19 protein-coding genes, 3 tRNA genes and 2 pseudogenes are annotated in these 25,456 nt (G+C 45.4%); 11 read left to right on the forward strand and 13 right to left on the reverse strand.

What is annotated here, in order from left to right; translation table 11 throughout:
- Window positions 1-264 (forward strand): annotated as a pseudogene (locus tag QUA44_RS27065) (hypothetical protein); the annotation flags it as partial.
- Window positions 265-267: 3 nt separating this feature from the next.
- Window positions 268-606 (forward strand): hypothetical protein, encoded by a 339-nt coding sequence (locus QUA44_RS27070; RefSeq protein ID WP_333256647.1) that lies wholly within the window; start codon window positions 268-270, stop codon window positions 604-606.
- 164 nt (window positions 607-770) lie between these two features.
- Here QUA44_RS27070 and QUA44_RS27075 read toward each other — a convergent pair whose 3' ends face one another.
- The 7 genes from QUA44_RS27075 to QUA44_RS27100 all read right to left on the reverse strand — a co-directional run bounded on the left by QUA44_RS27075 (window position 771) and on the right by QUA44_RS27100 (window position 8,924).
- Window positions 771-1,028 carry a type II toxin-antitoxin system HicB family antitoxin gene (locus QUA44_RS27075; protein ID WP_333256155.1) on the reverse strand — a complete coding sequence of 86 codons (258 nt, stop codon included), beginning with the start codon at window positions 1,026-1,028 and terminating at the stop codon, window positions 771-773.
- A complete protein-coding gene (locus QUA44_RS27080) occupies window positions 1,009-1,257 on the reverse strand; it encodes a hypothetical protein (protein ID WP_106148613.1) in 249 nt (82 codons plus the stop codon). Before QUA44_RS27080 ends, QUA44_RS27075 begins: the two co-directional genes overlap by 20 nt.
- Window positions 1,226-1,558: a DUF6972 family protein gene (locus tag QUA44_RS30815; RefSeq protein ID WP_445243737.1), complete on the reverse strand. Its 333-nt coding sequence runs from the start codon at window positions 1,556-1,558 to the stop codon at window positions 1,226-1,228. Before QUA44_RS30815 ends, QUA44_RS27080 begins: the two co-directional genes overlap by 32 nt.
- An 82-nt stretch (window positions 1,559-1,640) precedes the next feature.
- Entirely contained in the window at window positions 1,641-3,050 is a 1,410-nt protein-coding gene (locus QUA44_RS27085) for a ferredoxin:protochlorophyllide reductase (ATP-dependent) subunit N (protein WP_218962094.1), read from the reverse strand.
- Window positions 3,051-3,529: 479 nt separating this feature from the next.
- Window positions 3,530-4,918 (reverse strand): DUF5331 domain-containing protein, encoded by a 1,389-nt coding sequence (locus QUA44_RS27090; protein WP_333256151.1) that lies wholly within the window; start codon window positions 4,916-4,918, stop codon window positions 3,530-3,532.
- Window positions 4,919-4,952: 34 nt separating this feature from the next.
- A complete protein-coding gene (bchL, locus tag QUA44_RS27095; protein WP_333256149.1) occupies window positions 4,953-5,819 on the reverse strand; it encodes a ferredoxin:protochlorophyllide reductase (ATP-dependent) iron-sulfur ATP-binding protein in 867 nt (288 codons plus the stop codon).
- Window positions 5,820-6,761: 942 nt separating this feature from the next.
- A complete protein-coding gene (locus QUA44_RS27100; RefSeq protein WP_333256147.1) occupies window positions 6,762-8,924 on the reverse strand; it encodes a CBS domain-containing protein in 2,163 nt (720 codons plus the stop codon).
- 181 nt (window positions 8,925-9,105) lie between these two features.
- On the opposite strand from QUA44_RS27100, the gene QUA44_RS27105 reads away from it, so the two are divergent.
- Entirely contained in the window at window positions 9,106-11,628 is a 2,523-nt protein-coding gene (locus QUA44_RS27105) for a PhoD-like phosphatase (protein ID WP_333310027.1), read from the forward strand.
- Between the two features lie 262 nt (window positions 11,629-11,890).
- On the opposite strand, the gene QUA44_RS27110 is transcribed toward QUA44_RS27105, so the two are convergent.
- From QUA44_RS27110 to QUA44_RS27120, 3 genes are all read right to left on the reverse strand, one after another.
- Window positions 11,891-11,962, reverse strand: a tRNA-Thr gene (locus QUA44_RS27110).
- Between the two features lie 73 nt (window positions 11,963-12,035).
- Window positions 12,036-12,117, reverse strand: a tRNA-Tyr gene (locus tag QUA44_RS27115).
- A gap of 197 nt (window positions 12,118-12,314) precedes the next feature.
- Complete coding sequence (locus QUA44_RS27120) at window positions 12,315-14,135, reverse strand: ABC transporter ATP-binding protein (protein WP_333256143.1); 1,821 nt, start codon at window positions 14,133-14,135, stop codon at window positions 12,315-12,317.
- A gap of 350 nt (window positions 14,136-14,485) precedes the next feature.
- Here QUA44_RS27120 and QUA44_RS27125 point away from each other — a divergent pair, with 350 nt between their 5' ends.
- From QUA44_RS27125 to QUA44_RS27145, 5 genes are all read left to right on the forward strand, one after another.
- Window positions 14,486-14,716 (forward strand): hypothetical protein, encoded by a 231-nt coding sequence (locus QUA44_RS27125; RefSeq protein ID WP_333256157.1) that lies wholly within the window; start codon window positions 14,486-14,488, stop codon window positions 14,714-14,716.
- A 68-nt stretch (window positions 14,717-14,784) separates the two neighbouring features.
- Window positions 14,785-14,856, forward strand: a tRNA-Gly gene (locus tag QUA44_RS27130).
- A gap of 248 nt (window positions 14,857-15,104) precedes the next feature.
- Window positions 15,105-15,509: a hypothetical protein gene (locus QUA44_RS27135; protein ID WP_190663244.1), complete on the forward strand. Its 405-nt coding sequence runs from the start codon at window positions 15,105-15,107 to the stop codon at window positions 15,507-15,509.
- A 4-nt stretch (window positions 15,510-15,513) separates the two neighbouring features.
- Complete coding sequence (locus QUA44_RS27140; protein WP_333256140.1) at window positions 15,514-16,779, forward strand: glutamate-5-semialdehyde dehydrogenase; 1,266 nt, start codon at window positions 15,514-15,516, stop codon at window positions 16,777-16,779.
- 321 nt (window positions 16,780-17,100) lie between these two features.
- Window positions 17,101-18,252 (forward strand): fatty acid desaturase, encoded by a 1,152-nt coding sequence (locus QUA44_RS27145; protein WP_333219858.1) that lies wholly within the window; start codon window positions 17,101-17,103, stop codon window positions 18,250-18,252.
- 126 nt (window positions 18,253-18,378) lie between these two features.
- Here the strand turns inward: QUA44_RS27145 and QUA44_RS27150 are convergent, their stop codons facing one another.
- Window positions 18,379-20,082, reverse strand: coding sequence for a lipoxygenase family protein (locus QUA44_RS27150; protein WP_333276800.1), 1,704 nt, complete (start codon window positions 20,080-20,082; stop codon window positions 18,379-18,381).
- Between the two features lie 325 nt (window positions 20,083-20,407).
- A complete protein-coding gene (locus tag QUA44_RS27155; RefSeq protein ID WP_333256136.1) occupies window positions 20,408-21,541 on the reverse strand; it encodes a class I SAM-dependent methyltransferase in 1,134 nt (377 codons plus the stop codon).
- A gap of 553 nt (window positions 21,542-22,094) precedes the next feature.
- Here QUA44_RS27155 and QUA44_RS27160 point away from each other — a divergent pair.
- The 3 genes from QUA44_RS27160 (at window position 22,095) to QUA44_RS27170 (ending at window position 24,133) form a co-directional block, all read left to right on the forward strand.
- Complete coding sequence (locus QUA44_RS27160; protein WP_333256134.1) at window positions 22,095-23,150, forward strand: adenylate/guanylate cyclase domain-containing protein; 1,056 nt, start codon at window positions 22,095-22,097, stop codon at window positions 23,148-23,150.
- A 36-nt stretch (window positions 23,151-23,186) separates the two neighbouring features.
- On the forward strand, window positions 23,187-23,615 hold the full coding sequence (locus QUA44_RS27165; protein WP_333256132.1) for an NUDIX domain-containing protein: 429 nt from the start codon (window positions 23,187-23,189) through the stop codon (window positions 23,613-23,615).
- A 74-nt stretch (window positions 23,616-23,689) separates the two neighbouring features.
- On the forward strand, window positions 23,690-24,133 hold the full coding sequence (locus QUA44_RS27170; protein WP_333256130.1) for an HD domain-containing protein: 444 nt from the start codon (window positions 23,690-23,692) through the stop codon (window positions 24,131-24,133).
- 81 nt (window positions 24,134-24,214) lie between these two features.
- Here QUA44_RS27170 and QUA44_RS27175 read toward each other — a convergent pair.
- Window positions 24,215-25,372, reverse strand: a pseudogene (locus QUA44_RS27175) (IS5 family transposase); the annotation flags it as partial.
- Window positions 25,373-25,456: the final 84 nt, after the last annotated feature.

The following is a 25,456-nucleotide window of genomic DNA, read 5'->3' on the forward strand; positions in this document are numbered from 1 at the left end:
GTCGTACAAACCCTCTGTTGTGATGATGCTCCGCAATTCAAGTTAATCACTGCCGAGCGAGCGTTATGTTGGGTACAGGAGGGAAGACATTACAAGAAGTTAAGCCCGGTATTCGCTTGCCATCAAGTAATTTTAGGGCAGTTTCTCGATGATTTTTGGGATTATTATCGGGAGTTACTAGCTTATAAAGATGCTCCCATTCCCGAAGCGGCACTGCTTTTAAAGTCTAAATTTCGGCGGCTTTTTGAAACTCCAAGCGGCTAGGAATTGTGGGATGAACGCAAACAATTAACTGCGACAAAAGTATCGGAGTTGCTGAGAGTTTTAGAGCATCCTGAATTACCTTTACACAATAATCCGGCTGAGTTAGCTGCCCGAACTATGGTGCAGCGACGTAATATTAGCTATGCAACTCAAACGATTGAGGGTACGAGGGCTTGGGATACTTTTATGTCTCTTGTTGCTACTACTCGTCAGTTGGGAATCAGTTTTTTCGATTATGTCCGTGACCGAATTTCTCAACTTCGAGTTATTCCCTCTCTATCTACTATTATTCGCGAAAAATCTTCTCTTCATCCCTTGGGCTTGTCTTGGCAACTAGATTAACTGTTACCCCTACTTATTGAGCCGATACGAGAAAAGTATCAACAAACAGCCATTGCTTGATGGAATAGAAGAGTTTTTATCGGCGGTTACTCATGATTTAAGTCTCAATCCGAGCAATCGGATAGCTACTATTGCCGAGAATTGTCAAAGCGACGCACCCTACTTTAACTTTTAGCAGGTAAAGGAATCTCATCGCCACACTCATAAGCAGTCTCTATCCACAATTCTCTAGCTTCTTCAATGTTCTCCATCGCTTCCAACAAAGTTTCCCCCACAGACATACAACCCGGAAGGTCTTTGATTATCGCTGTATAACCTTCAGGTTCCGGGTGAAAACTGATAAGATATTTCAGGCTCAAGTAATAATTTAGAGATTTAAGCTTGACTTTCATCATCAATAACTTAAGCCACTTGCTCAACATTGAGCCGCCCTTCAACCCGCTCATATTCATCTTCAAGGAGCCAAAGCCTTGCTTCCTCATAGCTAGAACAAGCAAAAACAATCTTATAGTCTTCAGTCGGGTCGAAAATGCAAAAATTATTTTTATCATCACCGAGCAACATCAAAACATAAGGAGGGACAGAGGTAGGGTCAACCCATATTTCTGTAAACTGCCAGTTATTTGCTAGGTTGGGTACGGGGGATGACATGATATTTATCTCCTATCACTTTAATTTCACCGTAATGTAAAGGAATTTGGCTGCCATCACTCTGAATTCTATAACCAATTGGGCTGGCAAAGTAGAGTCCATATCGTTCGTGATTGCGAATAATGCCTGTGAATTCCCCATTTTTTATTATGGCTTGTGCCACTCTAATCATTGTAGCTTCATTGTTAAATACATGAGCAGAGCCCCCTCGCTGCAATAACCTTTGCATTTGTAGTGTATCTGGGAGATGCTTGGCAATGTGTCTATTGTCTATAGTTAGTTCACGGTTAATACCACTCATTTAATCTGAAAATTTCAGTAATATTTTAATAAAAACCCGGTTTATTTAATAAACCGGGTTTCTAATTCAAGCCTAAAAACGATTAAACCTTCGCTTCATTCTTCACCAAGTTACCCCAACCCAAATCCTTCAGTGAATTATTCCGGCGCAACGGACGAGTCACCAACTCCAAAATATCCCGCGCATTACCAAACCCGTGAATCTGAGCAAAAGTAAACTCAACAGACCACTTAGTATTAATTCCCCGCGCTTCCAAAGGATTAGCGTGAGCCATACCAGTAATCACCAAATCAATATTCTGCTCGTAAATCCGCTGAAGCTGATTGTAATTGTCTGGTTTCTCCACAATCCGAGGAGTAGGAACTCCCATCTCGTGACAAGTTTTTTCTAACAAAGCCAACTCGGCCGCCTGATAGCGCTTGTCCATGTAAGGAATGCCGATTTCCGGGCAAGTCATGCCGCAGCGAATCAAGAAACGTGCTAAAGAAATCTCTAGCAAATTGTCGCCCATAAAGAAGACTGATTTGCCGCGAATTATTTGCAGGTAATCTTCCAAACCAGCCCAAATTTGCGCTTCCCGTTCGTCCAAACCTTTTGGTTCAATTCCTAACACTGAGCAAATCTTCTCAATCCAAGCGCGAGTTCCGTCAGGGCCGATCGGGAATGGAGCACCAATTAGCTTACACTTACGGCGGCGCATCAACGTAGAAGCTGTGCGCGACAAGAAGGGATTCATGCCCGATACATAATAACCTTCTTCCAATACTGGCAATTCAGTGTAGCGCTTGGAAGGAAGCCAACCGGAAACTTTGATTCCTTGTTTCTTCAATTCTAAGGTTAGCTGAGTAACAACCGGATCGGGCAAAGAACCAAAAAGTACCAGCGGCGTGTGCTTGACATATTCCGATTCATCTGCTGCAACTTCCTCTTTTTTCTTGCCGAAATTCAGCAGTTGAGAGATAGCATTGCGTTCTTGTTTCTGAGATTCCATCACGGGCGCTTTCTCAGGGCACTTAGCAGCCATCGCGGCCAAAACAGTATCTTCCCCTTGAGTAAAGGCGTAATCTAAGCCGTTAGCGCGGGCTGTGACGATGGGAATGCCGATTTCTGCTTCCAGCTTCGGTGCTAACCCTTCCAAATCCATTTTGATGATTTCGGTGGTGCAAGTGCCGATCCAGACGATTACACTGGGGTTACGATCGCGCTTAATTTGCAAGCACAGCCGCTTCAACTCATCATAATCGTTTAATTGAGCGGAAATATCGCCCTCTTCCAACTCAGCCATCGCATAGCGAGGCTCAGCAAAAATCATCACGCCCATTGCGTTTTGCAAGAAATAGCCGCAAGTTTTGGTACCGATGACCAAGAAAAAGCTATCTTCAATTTTTTGATAAAGCCAAGCTACGCAGCTAATCGGACAAAAAGTGTGATAATTTCCTGTTTCGCATTCAAAGTTTAAAGCTTCCGGTTCAGTAGTAGTAATAGCAGTCATATCTCAAATCTTCTCCCTTTAAATTGTTTTTAGTCTGGAACAGGACAGGCTCGCTAAGTGAGGAAATACCTGTTTTTTGCGCTCGCCTCGTTGCTCTCGCGGACTATAGAAATAGGTTGTTTTTCCTCTCAAACGCGAACAGGCACAGGAGGGGAAAAAAAATCTGTTTTTTGCGATCGCCCTTTCGCAGCGAACAATAAATAGAAATACCTAATTTTGGGCTAATTCCTCTGAAAAATAGATGCAACCAACTCAATATTTCCGCAGCCGCAGCATCCAAAATTTGAGCTAAAAAATTCTGCGCGAGGGCTTATAATCCCTCACAGCAGGGATTTATTTTTCTTTAACTCGCTCGCGGCAAAAAGCCTTTTGGCAGTTGTGAGTTGGAGCTAATTAAAAATTAACAACTCGCAACTTACAACTCACCAATAGAGCGGCAAACTTCAAGACTAGAAGAGATGCGGGCGATCGCAACAACCTCACTTAAAATCAGACAAAAAACCCGAAATTTCTTCATCGTCATCATCGGAATCCAAATCGCCGAGACCTAGAGCATCTAAATCATCTTCATCAGGATCTCCGGTAGTTGCTTCCCCCAGATCGTCAAGTCCGAGATCATCGAGGTCATCGTCATCAGATACAGAGAAATCGTCAATACCGTCATCGTCCAAGTCACCCAGATCCATGTCTAGGTCATCTGAGGTCGCTGTCCCAAACGGATCAGGTATTTCTTCCGCGACAAACTCTGCATCTTCTTCGCCAAACGGATCGGATATTCCCGATTCGAGATCCCCAGAGGTCAAAGTCCCAAATTGTGAGGCTTCTTCCTCGTCATCGCCGAGGTCGAGACCGTCCAAAGCCGAGGCTTCTTCTTCCTCGTCATCATCGCCGAGGTCGAGACCGCCCAAAGCTAAGGCTTCTTCTTCCTCGTCATCATCGCCGAGGTCGAGACCGCCCAAAGCTAAGGCTTCTTCTTCGTCATCACCCATATCAAAGTCAGATACGGCATCTTCCTCATCGTCGCCCATATCAAAGTCAGATACGGCATCTTCCTCATCGTCGCCCATATCAAAGTCAGATACGGCGTCTTCCTCATCGTCTTCGAGACCGAGACCGTCCAAAGCCGAGGCTTCTTCCTCGTCGTCGTCCATGTCGAAGTCGGAGACCGCTTCTTCCTCGTCATCGTCCATGTCGAAGTCGGAGACCGCTTCTTCCTCGTCATCGTCCATGTCGAAGTCGGAGACCGCTTCTTCCTCATCATCGTCCAAGGATTCCTCCTCGGCGCTCAGTGCTGACGCAGCAGCAGCCAGACCAGCGACTCCGGCGGCTCCGGCGACTACTCCGGCTGCTGCTAAGGCAGCACCGCCCAATTTATTAGATTTGGCTGCGGCGGGTGCAGCAGTGGCAGTTTGAGCTGCTGCGGGTGCAGCAGTAGCAGTTTGAGCGACTGCGGGTGCAGTAGTTGGAGTTGGAGAGGCGGCGGGTGCAGTAGTTGCAATTTGAGCTGCTGCGGGTGCAGTAGTTGCAATTTGAGCTGCTGCGGGTGTTGGAGATTTACCGGCCGTCTGCGGCGCGATATTTGAGGGCATACCCAGCGCGATGTCCGGGTCAAAATTTAGCCCCAACACCTCAATCAGGCTGTCTGCATCCGGCTTGAGTTTTGAGAAGGGCAGCATTAATTGCTGGAGTTCCGGCTCCAGGGCAGCCGCAATTCCCAGGATGAGGTAAGAAACAGGCCTTTTCCCGCCGTCGGGTGTGGCGACCGTGTTCTCAGCCGTCATGTGCAGGAGCAGCCAAGCCCGATTTACCTGGTAGTAGTCCAACCACTTCTGTTTGAGAGCAACTGAAAAAGTATCAAAAAAAGCCATAACCTCTTTATCCTCATCCTGATCGCTAGACCTATTAAACCATCATCAGGTCTAGCTCATCTTCCTCCTTCTTGACCACCGGTTGCACTGGATTTAGATAAAAATCTGAAAGTAAGGCGAATAATTCGCGATCGGGCGTGTCGTTGGGCACTACTCCTTCAGGCATTGCCAAAATCTGGTCGGCGATGTTGAGGTAGTAATCGCAGACGTAGTTTAGGGATGGATCGCTCTCGGCCATCTCAAACAATGTTTTACCTTTGACGCGAGAAACGCGGATGTCTTCAATCAGGGGCAGCACTTCCAGTACCGGCATCGGTACGGTGTCGATGTACTTGTCAATCAAGTCGCGCTTGGAGGTGCGGTTGCCAATTAAGCCGGCGAGTCGCAACGGGTGAGTGCGGGCTTTTTCGCGGACTGAGGCGGCGATGCGGTTGGCTGCGAATAATGCGTCGAAACCGTTGTCGGTGACGATCATGCAGTAGTCGGCGTAGTTCAATGGGGCGGCAAAACCGCCACACACTACGTCGCCGAGCACGTCGAACAGGATGATGTCGTATTCGTCGAAGGCATTGAGTTCTTTGAGGAGTTTGACGGTTTCGCCGACTACATAGCCGCCGCAACCAGCTCCTGCGGGAGGGCCACCTGCTTCTACGCAGTCAACGCCGCCGTAGCCTTTGTAGATGACATCTTCGGGCCAAACGTCTTCGTAGTGATAGTCCTTTTCCTGAAGGGTGTCAATAATTGTGGGGATCAAGAAGCCAGTGAGGGTAAATGTGCTGTCGTGCTTTGGATCGCAACCGATTTGCAAAACTTTCTTGCCGCGCTTGGCTAGGGCAACGGAGATGTTGCAGCTTGTTGTCGATTTGCCAATTCCACCTTTTCCGTAAACTGCGAGTTTCACTCTTTGTTCTCCTATAGGTTTCTATCAAAACGATGAGGGCTGGATTTTCATGCTTTTTTTCGATCGCCCAACTCCAATAGCCCAATTGCAATAGCCCAATTGCAATTCCCTTACTGTCAGTCGATTTGAGATTTCAGATTTGAGATGAAAGAATGGACTCCACAGATGAATCTGGGGGTTCTTTCTAACTAAAATTTTCGATCTCGACGACTTTTGTTTGGGGCTTGTATCCGTCTTTGGGTTAGGCCAATTTTGGACTCGGCCCTTAGTCACCTCGTTGAAAGCATTATTAGCTAACTTGCGATGAAAAGAAAGGGGGCGTCTAAATGAAAATGCTAGTAAATTTGTTTATTTTGCATCTTTGGGAATCTTAACTGGTTTTTTGATAAAAAAATAGATTTTTATATTTTTTTTAGCTTTTAAATAGATTTTAGAATACTTTCTTAATATAAAGAGGTACAAAAATAAAACAAAAATTAACTTCTCAAATAATCTGGGCTTTTGGCTTTGGGGCTAGGATGCAGGCAGTTGATGGCTTGTGCGGGTAACTGAAACGGTCATAAAGGCGCTAGTGGATGAGGCAAACTCGAAGTGAGTTCGGATCAGTTGGGTCAGGGGAGGGCAAAGTTATAGGATTTTAGATTTTAGATTTTAGATTTTAGATTGGCAAAGATTGATTTTGCTGGGGTTTCTGGTGTTTTGTAAAAAATTGTGAATTTTTAGGAAATGGTGGCGAGTCGGAGAGTGGGAGAGTGAGTCGGGGAGAGGGAGAGTGGATGGGGAGAGTGGGGGAGTGGGACAATATGATGTCTTCCCCATGACTACTGATACGAGTTAAAAAAAGAATGCAACTGTAGGCCCGTGATCCAAACCACGAGCTTCATGAGTCATTTCCCATCCTTAAATTGTTCAATCTAAAATCTAAAATCCTCTGACTGCTGACTAATGACCACTGACGATCGGAATCTCGATCGCAAATTCAGTGCCCCGCCCAGCTTCCGAAACGCAGTCGAGCCGCCCCCCGTGCTGTTCGACAACTAAATGGTAAGAAATCGACAGTCCCAACCCAGTGCCCTTGCCGACTGGTTTGGTAGTAAAAAACGGGTCAAATAATTGGCGACGAATCTCTTCAGGTATGCCCCGCCCGTTGTCGGAAATGCGGATCGCGACAAAATCGCCACCAACAACTTCAGTACGAATTGTAATAGTGGGAAGAGTCAATGGAGAACTAGGATTTGACGGGGGTGAATTTTTCGCATTTCTCGTCGCCCATTCCCCTTTCTGGATTTCTTCATCCAAAGCATCAATAGCATTGCCGATAATATTCATGAACACCTGATTTATCTGACCAGCACAGCACTCGATTAGGGGCAAATTGCCGTATTCTTTAATAATGTCAATAGCTGGATGTGCGCCGTGGGCTTTGAGCCGGTGCTGCAAAATCAACAAAGTGGTTTCGAGTCCCTCGTGAATGTCAACGAGCTTGATGTTAGATTGATCCGATCGCGAAAAATTACGCATCGACACCACTATTTGGCGGATGCGCTCGGTTCCTACTTGCATAGAAGACACGATCTTTGATAAATCTTCTACCAAAAAATCGACTTCCATCTTTGCTGCTGCTTCCCTAATTTCCGAGACTGGTTCGGGATAGTGCTGCTGGTAAAGTTCCAACAGTTGAAACAATTCTTTGATGTAGTGGCTGGCGTGGGAGAGGTTGCCGTAGATAAAATTAACAGGATTGTTAATTTCGTGAGCGATACCGGCAATCATTTGTCCCAAAGAAGACATTTTTTCGGTTTGCACCAATTGAGTTTGAGTTTGCTGCAACTTTCGCACAGTTTCCTCTAATTGCTGCGCTTGATTTTTCAAGCAAGTTTGCTTTCGCCGCAGCACTTCTTCGACTCGCTGGCGCTTGATAATATCCCGTCTCAACAATTCATTTGATTCTAAAAGTTGAGCGGTGCGTTCTTCAACTTGTTTTTTTAAGTCGTCGTGAGCTTGGCGCAGGGCTTCTTGGGCCCGCTGCCGCTCTAAAATTTCTTGCTGCAAAAGTTCGTTGGCTTTCTGCAATTGGGTGGCTCGATCGTCCACTGCTTGTTGCAACAGCTCGATCGTCCCATACATTTCAGATTGGTTAAAAACTTGCGGCAAACTTGTCACAGAGACAACACCCAAAAGTTCTCCCTGGCTGCCAACTACTACCAAACGGCGGACGCAGTGCCGCTGCATGGACTGGTGGGCACTCCAGAGGGAATCGGCGGGAGATATGCAAAATAAAGGCGCACTCATGGCCTCTATAGCCGATATTTGGGAGAGGTTTAATTCCAGGGCGTGAAACTGCACGATGTCGCGCTCGGTGACAATGCCGATCGGAATTTGATAATTTTGTGTTGGTGCGATCGCCCGATCAGGATGCTGAGTTTGCTCTTCGACAATGACGACGGAACTAACTCGATGATTGACCATGAGCTGGGCTAAATCGAGGGCTGAGGCAGTTTTTGGGGCCGAAATGACTTGGTGCGTCATGACATCTGCTGCACAGCGCAAATTGGTTAGCAAGTTAACCGGTTGCAGGGCTTCGTGAATGGCTTCGCGGGTGATGATGCCGAGAAGTCGCGAGTCCTCGTCCACTACGGGCAAATGCCGGATGGAGTGCTGGCGCAACGTGAACATAGCTGTGAAAATATCTTGAGACTCGGATTGTTTGAGGGTAATGGGCGATCGAGTCATTACGTCAGCAATTGTCAGTCCGACTGTACAAGCTGCGACGGTAGTTAGCTTGACGATATCTCGTTCTGTAAAAATGCCGATCGGTCGATTATCTTCGACGACTAAGACGCAACTGCGCTTGGCTGCGCTAGCAACAGCGTTTTGTTTTTCGCCACAAAGCTGACAGGAGACGCGCATCGGGTTCATGAGAGCCAACACCTGGGCGATCGGGGTTTCTGGAGCCACGGTGAGGGGGTGGCGGTCGATCGCTTGATCTAAAGGCGAGGAGTAGATTGGCCGGCTGTTGGGCCGTCCGGCGGGTTCTGATGATTTAATTGCTGGCAACTGGGGGGCTGAATTGACGAAATGCTGTAATTTTTCTTCTTGTAGCATGATTATTAATTTTACTTAATGAGTTGTTACAATTTTGGAGACTTGGGTTGGCAGACTTAGCATTAATTAAGCGGGTGACAGATGCTTGATCGCCTAAAATCTGATTGCTAGAACACTCTTATTTAATTTTTATTTTTTAAATCCTATGTCGTGGACTCCCTTAAGTCATCGAATTCATCACTTGCCGCTTATCCTTGCGGGCCCGATGTTGCGCCGGACTGAAAGTCGGGCCGTGACAGTTTGGCTGGCTCTGAAAGCACCCCGCCAAGTCGAACTCAAGGTTTATTCGACAGAGGGCGGAACCGGCGAAATTGTCGATCGACCCTTACTCCAAGGTGCGAACTCTACCGTGCAGCTAGGCAAATACCTGCACGTAGTCGCGGTGACTGCTAAACCAATTAACAGCCATATCTTGACATCTGGGCAAATTTATGCTTATGACATCAAGTTTGCTGGGAGTAGCGAGTCGCCGTCGGCGGGTGCAGTCCCAGAAAATGAGAAAGAAAATCTCATTTCTTGCCTGTGGCCGGCCTCCCCTGATTTGTCGGCTTTGGGGCCGGAGACGATTAGTTATTTCGCTCACCAGTTGCCCACTTTTGCCTTGCCGCCGCAGGATTTAAACTATTTGCGTATTGTTCACGGTTCTTGTCGCAAGCCCCACGGAGACGGCAGAGATGCGCTGCCAATCTTGGATAATTCGATCGAACAGTTTGCAGGAACGGCAAATAGCAGGCCCCACCAACTGTTTTTAACGGGCGACCAAATTTACGGCGACGACGTTGCCGATGCGATGCTGTGGGCTTTGACTGATGCTGGCGATACACTGTTGGGCTGGGAAGAAAGTCTACCCCTGATGGATGATGCCCAAATAAAAAAGAATTTGTGTATCAGTATACCTAAAAATTCGGAAAACGAAACTGCACTTTGCCAAGAGAGGGAAATTTTTAGAGAGTCGCCAATTCAGAAACCGTCTGATGCTGAGTATGAGTCCAAAAAACCTATTGAGTTACAGCCGGGGACTCGCAGCGATATTGCCAGAGATTTTGGCGGCTTTACGGCGATGTTGGTGAATAAACCCGACAATGCTAAAAGTCACTTGTTTAGCTTGGGCGAATATTATGCGATGTATTTGTTAGTTTGGTCGCCGATACTCTGGTGCACGAGTTTTCCGAAGGGTAAAAATATTTGTCAAGTTTCTAAGCAGGCAAAAGTCTGGGATAGAGAAGTTGTTGAACTTAACGGTTTTGCTCGCAATTTGTGGAGGGTGAGGAGGGCGCTAGCGAATATTCCTACTTATATGATTTGCGATGATCATGATGTTAGCGACGATTTGTATTTGAATCGAGAGTGGTGTTACCGGGTGTTGGGAAAGCCGCTGGGCAGACGGGTGGTACAGAATGCTTTGCTGGCTTACGCTGTGTTTCAGGCTTGGGGCAATACGCCTGCACAGTTCGATCGCGAAAAACCGGGAGATAAATTATTAAAGGCTGCTGAAAAATGGTCTGATTCGGGGGGAAGTGATGTTTCTGCTTGGGATGAGGCAGCTTCGTATTTGGGAATTCCTGGACTCGATCCTAAAACTCATTTGCCTAAATTGAAATTAGATGAAGATGTTTTTATTTTGGATCGAGATGACGAGGGTGTAAATGAGGTTTTGAATTGGCATTTTACTGTGAGAAGTTTTAAGCACGAGGTGATTGTGCTGGATACGCGGAGTTGGCGGGGGTATCCGGTGGAAAGTGCGATCGATCCACCGATGCTTTTGACTCACAAAGGTTTTGAGGAACAAATTCAGCAGCCTTTGAAGGAGACTGATTTGCTGAATAAAACTGGGGAGTTTGAGATTGAGGCGACGCTGGTGGTTGTGCCGACAAATTTGGTGGGTTTGTCGATTATTGATGCGGTGCAAAAGTGGGATGTGGAACAGGGGAAGGTTTTTAATAGTGATGCGGGGGATGCTTGGAATTTTCATGAGTTAGCTTTTGTCAAGCTGTTGTCGGAGTTTTTTAAGCAGCGCGATCGGGTGATTGTGTTGACGGGGGATATTCACTATGCTGCTGCTGTGCGACTGAGTTATTGGTCTGATTGTCATTTTGGCGATTCTCAGCCGAATATTGAGCCTTTGACGAGGGAGAATTATCGGTCAAATTGTCAATATTCTGTGCTGGCGCAGTTGACTGCTAGTGCTTTGATCAATGAGGAGTGGAAAACGCATTTAATTCATACTAAGATTAAGTCGCTGTTTCCTGAGCGATCGCACGAATGTTTGGGATGGAATGAGCCGCTGGAATTAATGAAGATTTCGAGGGGTGGCAGAAAGAAGGCTATGGCGGGTGATGTCAAAAATAGACAATCTCTGCCTGATTGGGGCTATCGGATTGACTGGATTAAACGGCAAAGAGCTCGGGTATTTTTGCTGCTAGAAAAGGGAACTGCGTCAGATCGATCGCATAAAAATAAACAATTGTCATTCCTGCATAGGTTGTGGAATTTTATATCGCTGTTGTGGCGCAATCGCTGGCTGCAAGAGGGTGATGAGGTTGTGGGATATAGCAATATTGCGATCGTCAGTTTTCAGTGGCCTGCTGAGGGTGATGGGGAGAAGGCGGTGATCCAGAATGTTTATTGGCGGCCGCTTTGGGAGCCGGATACTGTGGTTTACAGTCAATATTTTGTGCCGCTGGGATTGGATGAGGATGATTAGATTCCCGACTTCTTGAACAAGTCGGGGATTTCGATACGGGTACAATATTGTGATGAGTTTGTGGCAGTGTCCACCGGGAGCATCTCAATGAAAGCAGCCAAGCTAGAAACTGGAGTTGGGAGCCAGGAGTCCGGAGGACAGAGGAAGAAGGAAGGAGCTAGAAGAAGTGTTTTTACAAATATCGAGATGCTCCCGTGTCCGCCTGGTTGAAATCCTGACTATGCAGGACTACCCTTGGTGGATATACTATTATAAATTAGCAAGCCCGTGACGAGATTTGAACTCGTGACTTCCTCCTTACCAAGGAGGTACTCTACCACTGAGTTACACGGGCATAAAAAATTAAGAACCTCCAATTAAAAAAATAATTTTTAATTCTTAAATTTTAACTTTTTATTAAATTGAGGTGGGCCGAGCTAGATTTGAACTAGCGTAGGCGTAGCCAGCGGATTTACAGTCCGCCCCCATTAACCGCTCGGGCATCGACCCATTTCCATCACAGTTATAAATCCTAGCACCACAATCTTTATTTGCAACATTATATTTAAAACTCTAATCATTAAGTGGAGAACACATAAGTGAGTTAATGGCATACGGGAAAATTGAACAATGTTTAAGGTGTGCATTGCTACGTCTAGGCTGGGTGCCGGCACGGAGCACCCTAAGTCTAGACTCAGAGGAAATGCCTAATTCACTAATTCCCCGGTTTCTTGTAGGGAGTGGAGGCGGCGGTAAATACCTTGTTGACTCAAAAGTTCTTCGTGGCTACCAACTTCGACGATTCTACCGCCGTCGAGTACGACGATCGCATCGGCTTCGCGAATTGTACTCAGTCTGTGGGCAATAATTATGGTGGTGCGCGTACCGAGGATATTCTGCATGGCTACCTGGATCGATCGCTCCGACTCATAATCCAAACTAGAAGTAGCCTCATCAAAAATTAACACATCCGGCTCCACCAACAGCGCCCTCGCAATCCCCAACCGCTGCCGCTGACCGCCGGACAACCGCATTCCTCTCTCCCCGACCACGGTATAGTAACCTTGGGGCAACAGTCGCACAAAATCGTCTACTTTGGCGATGCGACAAGCATCCTCAACTTGCTCGAAAGTTGCATTTCGGTTTCCGTAAGTCAGATTTTCCAGCAAAGTACCGTTAAAAACGTCTACTTCTTGGTGGACAATCGCTAAACGCTGCCGGTAGCGAGTCACGTCTAAGCTGCAAATGTCTTCGCCGTCGATCAGAATGCGGCCGGAGTTTGGTTCAAAGTAGCGAAACAGAAGTTTAACTAAAGTCGATTTCCCGGAACCCGATCGCCCGACTAATGCTACAGTCTGACGGGGATGAATCAATAAATTCACATCCTCCAAAACCGGTTTTTGACTGTCGTACCCGAATGTCAAACCGCTGATCTCAACTTTGCCGGTAAATTTATAAGGTGGCTGTGCCGATCGAGCATTTTCTGCTAAATTAACCGCATCAACACCGTCTGGCGTTTGCATAAACTCGTGGAACCGGATCATTGAAGAATAACGCCGCGCCAATAATTCGGCGATAATGCTAATCGGACGCAGTTGAGAATATGCCATGCTTGCCAGGGTGTAGACGGTAACAAAATATCCGAGGGAAATTTTGCCTGCAACCGTGGCTGCTAGGCTAAAACCAAGAACTGAAAACAAACACAACTGGACGATCGTCTGCTGGTATGTCCCCAGGGTGACGTATCCTTTGTGAATGCGGTTGATCACGACTTTTAATTCGCGATCTAGTCTGGTGGTTTGCCTTTTGAGTTCATCGCTTTCTGTCGCAAAAGCTTTGACTGTTTTGATGTTAGTGATAATTTCCGAGTTGCGGCTTTCGGTATCTTCGATGTATTCATCCAGAATTTCTTCTCGCGCAGTCACCCCTTGCAGGCCTTTGAGGGTGAAACTGAGGATAAATAGGAATGAAACCAAAATTAATAAGCCAATCCGCCACTCAATTAAGCAGATAACGGCAAAAATGCCGATTAAGCGGACGACTTCGGGGATGAATTCGCCGGCAATTTCTGGGTAAGTCCAAGTATGGTTGGCGATGCCTTTGGCGATGCGACTGGCAATCCGTCCGGCGTTGTTTTCGTCGTAAAATTCTAGGGGTAAGGTGAGGATTTTGCCGATCGCACTTCTCATTTGATCGCGCCTCGCCTTCAAGGGTATCGCCCAGTGGAACCAATTTCCCACCCAAGGCTGTACCGGTGCTTTGGCGACTGTTACTAGAAAAATTATGCCCAGCAAGACGGATAGCGATAATATTTTGTTGGGTGAGTGCTGGGTAACAGAGGCGATCGCTGTTATGAGTTTTTGCGTTACTGTATCTGTAGGTTGACCCGACAATACGTTTAATATTTGACCGATCGCGTAGGGTACAAGCAAATCGGCTAGTGCCAAAACGCTGGATGCGCCTATGCTGTAAACTGAGATTTTCCAGTAGCTACTGTAGTATTGGAAAATGTCCTGAAAGCTTGCCATAAATTTTTGTTGAGATACAACCCTTGCAAACACTTGCATCTAAAATTGCGCTGTCGGCGCGCTTTGTCTACAAGTGTACTACAAAAGTAGTTGATCTTGGGGTCATCTCGGCTCATGCTAGCGACTCGCCCGATCGGGTGATTTATGGCAATCATTCGATCGTCAGCAATCAATCCGCATTCCTGGGCAATAAATTCAAGACTAAGGGCAAAAAAATGCAAAAGACAGAATTTTTCTTAAATTCTGCCTTCTGAGCAAGGCCTTATAAGTTTTACGTTTGAGTAGTCTGTTAGCTGAAGGTGTAGGCTGATTGCAGCGCCCACCAGATCAAGAAGCCGATTCCGCCGGCAATGACAATCGCCGAAATGGCGATCGCTATAGGACTGTCAGCTCCCTTGAACTTCATGATTCCGCGATTTAAATCTGACATGACAGTGTTCTCCCACAATTCCAGCTTGATTGTAGCTTTGCCGTCGGCGGATGGCGGTCAATTTTCACGGCAATTACTGATTTGGTTAAGACTCTGGGTGCTGAAATTTCAGGTGGGGAGTTGGTTTGGGGGGGTTTTACTGGGTTTGTGAAAAAAACTTACTAAAAAGACTTGACAAATTTCGGGAAGTGAGACAATATTGTTAATACCGCAGGAAATGCGGGTGTAGCTCAGTGGTAGAGCGTCACCTTGCCAAGGTGAATGTCGCGCGTTCGAATCGCGTCACCCGCTTTAGAAGATAAAAAAATCCAGGAAACCGGAAAGTACATCCAGAAAGTTTTCGATATACTCCTAATGATGGTTGAAAATACCTAAGTTAGTGGTAAGATTGAATGCAGAACTTGCAAGTCAAAATTGCCAAGTGGGCGAGATTTCGTAACAGGCAGTTGAAAGCCTTGCTATGGCGGAATTGACAAGTTTGATTAAGTGGATATGTTAAGGATTATTTTTGCAAAAACGCTTTTTTTATCCGATCGCTCGTGCCATCTCAAAAAGTTCCAAAGATTGACTTAAACGATGAGTACCCCTGTCCTTGCCGACGCCGGGGTCGTCTAGTGCCTATAACGTTGACAGAAGCCTTTGGATGCAACCGCTGTCAACAAATATTTGTATTGGACGAAAGTGGATACGTGATCGAGCAACTATCAACGAACTATCCTTACAAGCAGGCTTGGCGGTGGACAGGGAATCAGTGGAACAGAGCGCATCCGGGTTTGAAGGCCCATTATTTGCCACTGGCTTTGGGTATGATATTGGTGCCGCTAGTGATTTGGTTGCCCTTGGCGCTGCACTCGCCGGGCCCGAATATTATTCTGTGGGCAATGGTCGCCGTGCTGCTAGCAATGCTGCCGGCGCTGATGGTATGGCTCGCTTACAGGCGTTAGCTAGATGATAATAGAGGATTTTACCCATTCATCAGATGCCGCAAATGTCGCGCGTCGCGCTTATCAAGCTTCTTTGGAGTTGGCTACGACAAAGAGTGCTGATCGCGCTGCAGCTTTGCAGGCGATGGCGGGCTCGCTGAAACGCCGGCAAAATGACATTTTAGAAGCAAATACTCTGGATCTAGAAGCGAGTCGGGACATGGCGATTCCCGAGTTGATTGTGGAGTGGCTAAAGCTGACGCCGGAACGGATCAAGACAACTGTGCAAATTCTGGAACGGTTGGGGGAAATGCCAGATCCGATCGGCAGGGTGATCAATGCTTCTTATCAGGTCGATCGCTGTCAGGTTTACTGTCAGTCGCTACCGCTGGGGGCGATCGCTCTTATTTACGAAGCGTTTCCAGAGTTGGGGGCGATCGCAGCCGGTTTGTCTCTCAAAAGCGCTAACAGTTTGATTCTAAAAGGCGGCAGCGAAAGCTGGCAAACTAATACAGTAATTGGAGAAGCTTTGGTTTCGGCGATCGATGAGGTCGGTTTGCCCTCGGGATGTTTGCAGATACTGCCGCCGGATCGGGGCGCTTCGATCAGAGAATTGGTCACTCAAGACCAATATCTCAATTTAATTATTCCCTACGGCAGGCCAAGTTTGGTGCAGCAGGTAGTTAGGCTTTGTACAGCACCAGTTTTGAGGTCAGCAATGGGAAATTGCTACCTTTATTGGTCGCCGACTGGTAGTTTAGAGATGGCAAGGTGGATGATTTTGGACAGCCATCAAAGCGTGCCCGATCCTGTTAATGCGATCGAGAAAGTGCTGATCGATCGCAACCAAAAGCCTTCTTCCTTAGTCAGGCTGTGGAACAGTTTAAAAGAAAAAGGCTTTCAAATTAGCGGAGACGCGGATCTCGTCGCAGATTTCCCAGAGTTGAAACTGGCGGAACCATACGAGTGGACTCAACCGTATTTAAACAAAACTATAGCGTTTAAAGTTGTCGATAGTTTAGAGATTGCGATCGGCTGGATCAACCGCTACAGCAGCGGCCACGCTGACTCCATCGCCACTGAATCTTACTTAGAAAGTCGCCAATTTGCTCTGGATGTTAACAGCGCCTCAACTTTTATTAATGCCTCACCTCGGTTTTGGCGCTATCAAAATCGGGGAGATGCGATATTTTTGGGAATGTCCAACCAAAAAGGTTATCGTCGGGGATTGATCGGGTTAGATACGCTGACGACAATTAAAGAAATTGTTCAGGGAAACGGACTTTTTTAATCTGAGAGGATATTTAGGATTGGTTATTGGGATTAAACCCCAGTGAAAAGTGGGAGACTATTATCGATGCGTAAACTTTTAATATTTGTTCCAAAAATATTTTTATAGGATACAATAATATCTTGGTAGAACAATCAGGCAGCCTCGATCTAAAGCAATTTGATCGCAAGCTCCCGGATAGCCGCAGTGGAGACAGATAAAATCTCCGCATCCTAACAATAAGCCGCCGGATTTATGTGTGGGTTCAATCTAAAATCGGGTACGGGATCTAATTAAATTTAGAAACTTATTAAGTCACATGAAAATAGTCTTAGCGATCACATGAAATCAGAAAAATCACTCAATACTGTAGACAAGACTGCAACGCCGACTTTAGGCAAAGAAACGCTAATTCCACACTCAGTATACGCTAAGAAATTGCGCCCACTCCTGCCATCAGAAGCCTTTAAACCAGATTCTAGCAAGTTGGTTATACTGTTCATTAATATGGCCATTTTGCTACTGGGTTGGGGGATTGCCGATTGTCTAGATCAGTGGCCCATCTATCTTCTATGGCTTTATTTACCTTTAGCTTTAATTATGGGTAATAGTATCGTAACTATGGGATTTTTCGCCCATGATTTCATGCACGGTAGCGTAAATAAAAAGTCTCGTATGACTTATCATATAATTAGTTTTCTAGGGTTTGCAATGATGTTTATGCCTTCTACTCAGTGGAAATATGTTCATAACATTGTACATCACAGTCAAACAAATTATCTAGAAGATCCGGATCGCAATTACCTTTACCACCAGCCGAATAGTTGGGGAAAATGGATTCATAATTTCTTTGCGCCAGCGATTGATAATCCATCTTGGTTATTAATAGTAGGACTTCCAGCATCGTGGTTATTTCATCAATTTTGCCACCTCTCGTCGAGCCTATTGTTTAATAATAAAATTGTGGATTATGTGCCCGCTGCATTCACAGTCAGTCAGAAAGATAGATTGAAAATTGCTCTTGAGTTGTTTGCGGTTTTATGCCTGCATTTTAGCATTTTATTCTATTTAGAGTTTCATGCGCTAAAAATCGTTCTTGGGTACTTGCTACCCTTAGCAATCGGTCATACAGTTGCAATGTTTTATATCTACACAAATCACCTGATTTGTCGGATGACGAGTGTTAATGACCCGCTGATTAATAGTCTTTCAATACGGGTTCCCAAAATAGTTGATTTGTTGCATTTCAATTTTTCATATCATACGGAGCATCATATTTTCCCTAGTCTTAACTCAGACTATTACCCTTTGGTTCAAGAGTTGATCCAAATTCACTATCCTGGGCGGATGAATTTACTGGATGCTGGTGAAGCTTGGCAATTGTTAATGAAAACTCCTCGGCATTACAAAGATGAAGTTACGTTAACTGATTATTTAGGGGAAACTTCGGTAAATTGCCCTCTTGATAATTCTGCTGTAACACCTTTGCCATAGCTAAATACACCAGTTACGCTCACAAGTTTCCCCCAGACTACAACTAAAAACCGACGCTAACGACCAATACAGAGTAAGGTGTGTACTGCACACCTTACTTGGAGATATCCTGCTGAATTTTTCATTCTACATACTGATACTATTGAGCACCAACGAAGGCTTGAGAGCCAAATAAGGGATGACTCGTTTTTGATTGTTGGCATCAATCTTTTGTTCTGCCATATTCAAATTTTGCTGGAACTGTCTGGCTAAAAGTTGGATCTGGGTTCCCGCAAAAACTTCGTCGAAACTCATCCGGTAGAGTTCTCGGAAAGATTTATCGTAGTAACCCAAACGGTCATATCGATAAGCTGACAAAATAAACAGAATTTGCAGTTGGTCAGCAGCTCGTTTGTACGGAGGAAGCAACCGTAAAATGTCATTTTCCGTAATCACTTCTAGAGTACCCGCAGCGGTAATTCTAGGAATGTCTCGGTAGGCTGCCAAGGGCATATTGGCCGCAAAACTCATGTAGTCATACTGGGGAAAATTGACTGCTGAATGTTGTGGGCCACAAGTAAAAATTACAGTTGTGACAATTGCAATTAATTGGTCAACTGTGTCGATGTGGTCTGGCATTCCTTTGACTTTACCGCCGTCATAAGACGCTAATTCTTTAGCCCAGGTTTGCAGTTCCACATCTTGTACGATCGCCTCATTCGTCGGGTAAAAGAATTTAAGATAGCCCGATACAAAGGTTTCAATCGCATCCCAAAGCAACAATCCATCATCTCGGTAAGGATAGTGAGGCAGTTGATTGGGGTCATCCATTCCCCGATTTTTCAGTTCAGCGGGCAAGGCAAATTGATCGAGACTCCATGTACTGCACGCCTCTCTAGTCAGTTCCATTGTCTCAGCCAAAGTGCCGCCTAGCAATTCATCGACGGGCCCGCCGGGAGCGATCAAGTGAGAACGCGCCAGATCGTTGTTGGTCAACATAAAGCGAAAGTGCGGTTTCAGCAGCAGGCTAAGCGGGTGATTTCGGGCCAACTGTCGGGCGGTGACGATCGCGATTGGTTCCATCACCAGATGAGTTCGACCTAAATGCGAGCTCATTTCATGGTGATTGGCATCTGCTACTTGTACGCAGAGTTTCGCAAACAGCCAATCGACAGGAGGATCGAATGGGGTATAGACATGGCTACCGGGCGTCGGATCTAGTTGAATGGCAATAGGTGTCATTTCACCGCGATCGCGGACTCCCGTCCACCGCCAAGCGAAAAAAGCCCGTGGTTTCGGCAAGTATTTTCTGCCTTTTTCATAGGTTCCGCCTCCAACGAGAGCAGGCGCGCGATAGTGTTCGTCAGTACCTGTGTAATCGGCAATGTAAATGTTGTTATCCTGCAACTCTTGGCGCCGATCGACTAATGGGTGCAAAGTCGGAAGGTTCGCCAGTGTTTGTGCCCGAGGATCGCTCGCATCTAAGAGGCGAAGCACCATTGGATTTGCTCCAGACAGGCGCTGTTCTGCAAAAGAGCGATCGGTTTGGTAAATTTTGGCAACTCCAGGTAGCGGCAGCCAAGTAAAAAAGTCTTCATAGTCTTGGAGTTCGTCGAGAGGATCGAGAAAAGTTCTCGAATCGGCTGCCAGCATATTTGCCGGAAGTTCCGATGTTGCTAATATCCGTTCTGCAAGATACTTACTCGAAAAGTTCTCGACTGCGGGCACATCTTTCAATAAGGCCAAAGGTGATAAACTCTCATAGTCAAACTGATAAGCTTGTTGCTGACGATTCAAGGAATCTTTGCGCTGTTCTTGGTTCGGGTCGTCTTGAGGAAGAGAAGGTTTCATATTGTCTACCATTGTATAAATCAACTCTCTTTTTGTAGTAAAATATCGCACATCATCACTACTGAACGAGGATGGAATTTAAAAAGTATTGTGCAGGCAGGCTCACGCTCGATATAGGTCTTATTCACCGAGCAATAATCTTATTCCGGATTTTTTTAAACTCAGAAAATTTCTTGAAAAGAAGGCAACACTTCTCGATCGCCCTAAATCTAGGTTGAAAGGTTTCATTCTCCGGATAAGTAGCTTCCACTCAAGAACCCCGACATCTCACAGAAGTCGGGGTTCGGGGGGTTCATTTTTTTGAGCTGGGTCTGCTGATTAGCGGTTAGGCAGGAACCATTAAATATTGGCCGTTGCCGATATATTCACCATCGCAACTCGCGAAAAGAGTTTCCGCCCAAATCAAGAAAAACCGCCAGATGCGACGAAATTTGCCATAGTCCATGCCGTAGTCTAAATCTTTGACTATTGCCTGAGAATCATCAAAATTTTTCAGCCAATTAACTAAGGTTGTAGAGTAATTGTATCCGTTGAGATACCAGTTTTTTATCGTTGTGAGATCTTTGTTGTGGCTGGCAACGGCATCGTATTTCCAGATACGACCGTGGGGGAAAATGTATTTGTGGAGGAAAGGGCTGGACATATTGTTGGGAATGCGGACTGTGATAATGTGAATGAAAACTTTGCCGTTATCCTTCAGGAAAGAGGCAAGCTTTTGGAAACCCTTCGTTAAATTGCCTATATGCTCAAAAACTCCGATGGAGAGGATTTTGTCAAATTTTGTCTCGAAGTTGGCGTCGTTCAAATCGCCTTCATATAGGGTAAATCGACCGGAACTGAGGTAGCTTTCGGGGTCTTGCATTTTCTGACGCATATACTCGCATTGGTTGTGGCTGAGGTTAATGCCAGTAAACTGGACCTTGGGGAATTTGGAAAGAATGTAATTGGGAACGCAACCCCAACCGCAACCAAAGTCTAAAATGCGATCGCCATCCTGAATGTCTAGCTTCTCAATCACATCATCAATCATCTGCATTTGCGATTGTTCAAGGTTGACCGCTCCTTTTTCCCACAACCCCATGGTGTATTTAGGATAAATGAGTTTGCCGTCGCCTAACATCGGATTCAGCATTGCTTGAGGCAAGTCGTAGTGAATTTTCATTAAATCCCGGGACCCTTCGGCGGTGCGGTCTGTTTCTGTCAGTACCCATTCGTAGGGTGCAAGCAGGGACGGGAAATGCTTAAAAAAGACGGGCATACAGGTATCAAAAAGCGATCGCAATACTGAATCTGGGACTTCTAATCCGTTGATGTAAGACTCTGCTACTGCCATTTGCACCGTGTTAACTGCACTGACTGCTAGGCGGGTTGCTCCGTAGGCGATCGGACTTTTGGTATGGATATTTCCCACGATGGGAATGTGGTTTTCGATGTTTTGTAGGGCTGTTGATGAAGTCATGGTTATACTGGTTTTAAAGATGCTGCTATTCTATCTCACGAAAATTCGCTGGTTGTTAGAGAGCAAAAAAGCTGAAACTATTGCCAAGTAAGGTTTACATACCAAAACTCCCCAAAACCCTAAAAATATATGGCGGTTGAAGGAGATTTTATAACGGATTTATAGGGGTTTGGGCGATAGGAATTTTATTAAGAATTATGTCAGCCAATTTTAGATTTTAGATTTTAGATTTTAGATTAACTCCACAGCTTGAATTGGGGTATTTTCACGGCGAGATGAAAATTTTAGTGTTAAGTTATACCATTTGAGATTTTAGAATTGAGAATGAATGATGAGCTAAGAGTTGGACTCTTGCCTAGAGTTGCTTTCTTTTTTTAAACTGGTGCCAGTTGGGCACTTGATCTGACGCAACGAGAAGCAAATGCCGATCGCGACTTATAGTTAAGGAACCAGGGGATACACAAAAAATGCCGAGAAACCGGGTTTGCATAAAGGTTCGCTGCAATAACAGATGTCCGCGAGATTCCTCGCTAATTAGCTAGACGGGCCAAATATGCCACAGATTCACTATCTGCCGGACGATCGCACGATCGAGATAGACGACGACGATATCATTCTGGAAGCTTCGCTGCGTGCAGGCATTCCCCACACCCACATCTGCGGCGGTAGTGGCCGGTGTTCGACTTGTCGCGTATTGATTGTCGAAGGTTTGGAATTTTGCTCGCCTCGCAATTCAGCGGAAGAGGAGCTCGCCAAAAAACTGCGTTTAGAGCCGGAAATTAGGCTGGCGTGTCAGACGCAGGTGGCGGGCGGGAAGGTGATTTTGCGTCGGCTGGCGATCGATTCTGAAGACTTGGAATCATTTAACGACGAAATGGCCGGAAATTTGATTTCTGCACCTGTGGGTCAAGAAAAGAAAATAGCGATTTTGTTTGCCGATATTCGAGGGTTTACGGCCTTTGCAGAATCACTGTTACCCTACGATGTAATTTATGTTTTAAATCGCTATTTCCAAAAAATGGGTTATGTAATCAACCGGAATGGCGGCATGATTAATAATTACATGGGAGATGGTTTTATGGCGCTGTTTGGGTTGGAAAATCCCGACAAAGCGGCGGAACAAGCAGTGAGGGCTGGGGTAGAAATGCTGGAGGAATTAGAGAAACTCAATCCCTATTTTGAGACTTTATACCGTCACCGGTTGCGGATTGGGATTGGGATTCACTGCGGTTTGGTGGTTGTGGGGAATCTGGGGGAGTCGAAAAATCAGACGGTAACGGCGATCGGCGATGCGGTGAATTTGGCCAGCCGGATCGAGGCTGCTAATAAGCAAGTAGGAACGAGTTTACTGATTTCCGAGGAGACTTATCAGGAAGTTAAGGAATTGGCGATCGTCGATCGGCGCGTATCAGTGCCAATTCCGGGGAAAAGTGGCGAATATCCGCTGTATGAAGTAGTCGGGATGCCACCGCTGCCCGTGGAAATCCAGGATATTTCCCAGGTAAGGACACGTTCTCTTTGGCAAAGTTTTGTCAATAAGTTGCGGGCTTTGTATGCTGCGCTGTACAATTGGATTAGGAAAATTGGGAATCAGATTAGAAAACTCTAGAGCAACTTTTTTGAGCTTTGTTATTCCCTGGATAATATGAATATTCCCCAGTCAATAGTTCGCATTTTTGTAATGCTCCCAAACGGTCAGATTGCGGCACAACTGCGAGATAATATTCCCGGTATTGCCAGTCAAGGAATGCTTTCTACTTTTGGTGGTGGCGTGGACATTGGAGAAAATCCACAGCAGGCAGCAGTGCGAGAATTGGAGGAAGAAACTTGCCTCAAAATCAATGATTACAAAATGGAGTTTATCACAACTTTTACTCATCAAAAAACTCAAAATGATAGAAAAATTTTACAAAACAACCACCTTTTTTTGGCGAGAGTTAGGGATTGTGATCAAATAGAAATCAAAGAAGGTGTGGGTTTGGTAGTTTTGAGAAAAGATGTAGATTTTGAAAAAGTCAACGCAGGGGAAGGTACTCAAATGGCTTGGAAATTGTTGCAAGAATATTTAAAATAAAAAGTCACCCACTACCTTTTTCCCGCCAAGAGGCAGAAACTTTAATAGAAAACTTCTGTACAATGTTGTCAAATATGAATTCAGATTACGAATTATTACTACAACGAGCGATCGCGATCGCAGCAAAAGCTCATGAGGGGCAGGTTGATAAGGCAGGCAATCCCTATCTCGATCATCCGCTATTTGTGATGGAAAATGTACATTCTCTAGAGCAGAAAATCGTAGCGGTTCTACACGATGCGGTCGAAGATTCTGAACTTACACTTGAGCAACTTAGAAGCGAAGGTTTTCCTGAAGTTCTAGTCTCGGCGATCGCGGCGATTACCAAAATAGAAGGAGAAGCTTATGCAGCTTATTTAGAACGTGTAATTGCCAACCCGATCGCACTGCGAGTCAAAATCGCTGATGTTACTCATAATCTTGATCTGCGTCGCATCGCCAATCCGACAGAGGCAGATTTTCAACGCATTGCAAAATACAAAAAAGTCCTCAGTCAGTTGTGTGCCGCCTTAAAGTAATTAGGGCTTGCTGAAAAAGTAAGAAAACAGCATTTAGAAAGATGAATGAACTCGCGAATCCCTTGATAATATAAGCTTTGTTTACGATATTTTGTCCCAAGCATAATCTTTATTAATCATCACAGGTGGAAAACAGGAAAAAAAGTGTATATTCTGAAATAGACATAAAAAAAGCCAAAAAGCCTGCCGTAGCAGGGCCGAAAGATTCATCACCAGAAAAGTTATGGCGATGGTGGTTTGAGAAGTATTAGAAAGTTTAGCCATCACTCTACCGAGGCTGAATCTTCTTTTACGCAACTCCCAAATTTGCCCTCAATCGAGTTACGAATTCTCTCGTCTTCTCAAGCTTGTTTCTTCGTTGACTTACTAATATTTGTCGAGGGTCTTCCTAAAGGGGGACCACTCATTCTAATTCCTCTTTCTTTGCACCAAGCTCGATTCTCGCGAGTTCGATAAATTCGATCTACATGAATTGATTCGGGATAGAATCCCGTGAACCGTTTAAATTCTTCTACTTGTTTTTTTAAGTCTACAGATTCGTTAAAATTATCCCAACTAATTCGGTCTAAAAACACGTATCCGTTACGACAACTGGCTGACAGCTTTGCCCCAAACTCAACGGATTTCCCGGCTTTCCCTCTGACGATGGGGCGGATGTGTGGTTGTGTTAAACTTACTATTCTGTCCTCAATACTATGTGTTTTATTTTTATACATCCATAACTGTTGACGGTAGACTTCTGTGACTACTAATAGCATTTTATAATAATATTTGGTCAGCCACGTTAGCTCACCCATAACCGCGATATGAGCTAAATTTCTTTTAATATATTGAAGTTGTTTCTTAATCGCTTTTTTTCGTTTTTTTTGTGAGGGTCTTCGTTTCTTTGCTACTGTCAAGTATTCTTTTCTAGCTAGGTTTCGATAAGTTCTTGGTTTTTTTTTTAGTGGTGACTGAATTTGAGTGTGCAAAGCATCTATGATTGTTTCGGTTTGTTCCCTGGCTTGATTCAATATTCCTAAGTCGTTAGGATATTTAATGTCGGCTGGCGCGCAGGTTGCGTCTAATATTAATTTTCCTTGATTTTTCGGCTCGCTGATGTCCGATGACTTTTTATCGACTACTTTGCCTGGTGCTTCGGTCTGCTCTTTGACCATTTTTTCATTGATTTTATTTCCTCGGGTTGACACCTATTCTCTGTCGAAAATGAACCAACATTGATGAGTCGAATGGTGCTTGACAGAAGGTAAGGATTCAGGTCTGAAAAATGGGAATGAGCTCGGGCATAGGAAAGTAGTCACAAGAATGGGCAGAAATAGCCTC

This window comes from Microcoleus sp. N9_A2, assembly GCF_036701775.1.
In the GTDB taxonomy this organism is placed as follows: Bacteria; Cyanobacteriota; Cyanobacteriia; order Cyanobacteriales; family Microcoleaceae; genus Microcoleus.

What these genes read in the sequence shown, in the direction of transcription:
- QUA44_RS27140 (WP_333256140.1), top strand. Translation starts at nt 15,514, where the DNA reads ATGATAATAGAGGATTTTACCCATTCATCAGATGCCGCAAATGTCGCG.
- QUA44_RS27165 (WP_333256132.1), top strand. Translation starts at nt 23,187, where the DNA reads ATGAATATTCCCCAGTCAATAGTTCGCATTTTTGTAATGCTCCCAAAC.
- QUA44_RS27075 (WP_333256155.1), bottom strand. Translation starts at nt 1,028, where the DNA reads ATGTTGAGCAAGTGGCTTAAGTTATTGATGATGAAAGTCAAGCTTAAA.
- QUA44_RS27125 (WP_333256157.1), top strand. Translation starts at nt 14,486, where the DNA reads ATGACAATCGCCGAAATGGCGATCGCTATAGGACTGTCAGCTCCCTTG.
- QUA44_RS27160 (WP_333256134.1), top strand. Translation starts at nt 22,095, where the DNA reads ATGCCACAGATTCACTATCTGCCGGACGATCGCACGATCGAGATAGAC.
- QUA44_RS27090 (WP_333256151.1), bottom strand. Translation starts at nt 4,918, where the DNA reads ATGGCTTTTTTTGATACTTTTTCAGTTGCTCTCAAACAGAAGTGGTTG.
- QUA44_RS27170 (WP_333256130.1), top strand. Translation starts at nt 23,690, where the DNA reads ATGAATTCAGATTACGAATTATTACTACAACGAGCGATCGCGATCGCA.
- QUA44_RS27100 (WP_333256147.1), bottom strand. Translation starts at nt 8,924, where the DNA reads ATGCTACAAGAAGAAAAATTACAGCATTTCGTCAATTCAGCCCCCCAG.
- QUA44_RS27080 (WP_106148613.1), bottom strand. Translation starts at nt 1,257, where the DNA reads ATGTCATCCCCCGTACCCAACCTAGCAAATAACTGGCAGTTTACAGAA.
- QUA44_RS27155 (WP_333256136.1), bottom strand. Translation starts at nt 21,541, where the DNA reads ATGACTTCATCAACAGCCCTACAAAACATCGAAAACCACATTCCCATC.
- QUA44_RS27085 (WP_218962094.1), bottom strand. Translation starts at nt 3,050, where the DNA reads ATGACTGCTATTACTACTACTGAACCGGAAGCTTTAAACTTTGAATGC.
- QUA44_RS27120 (WP_333256143.1), bottom strand. Translation starts at nt 14,135, where the DNA reads ATGGCAAGCTTTCAGGACATTTTCCAATACTACAGTAGCTACTGGAAA.
- QUA44_RS30815 (WP_445243737.1), bottom strand. Translation starts at nt 1,558, where the DNA reads ATGAGTGGTATTAACCGTGAACTAACTATAGACAATAGACACATTGCC.
- QUA44_RS27150 (WP_333276800.1), bottom strand. Translation starts at nt 20,082, where the DNA reads ATGAAACCTTCTCTTCCTCAAGACGACCCGAACCAAGAACAGCGCAAA.
- QUA44_RS27145 (WP_333219858.1), top strand. Translation starts at nt 17,101, where the DNA reads ATGAAATCAGAAAAATCACTCAATACTGTAGACAAGACTGCAACGCCG.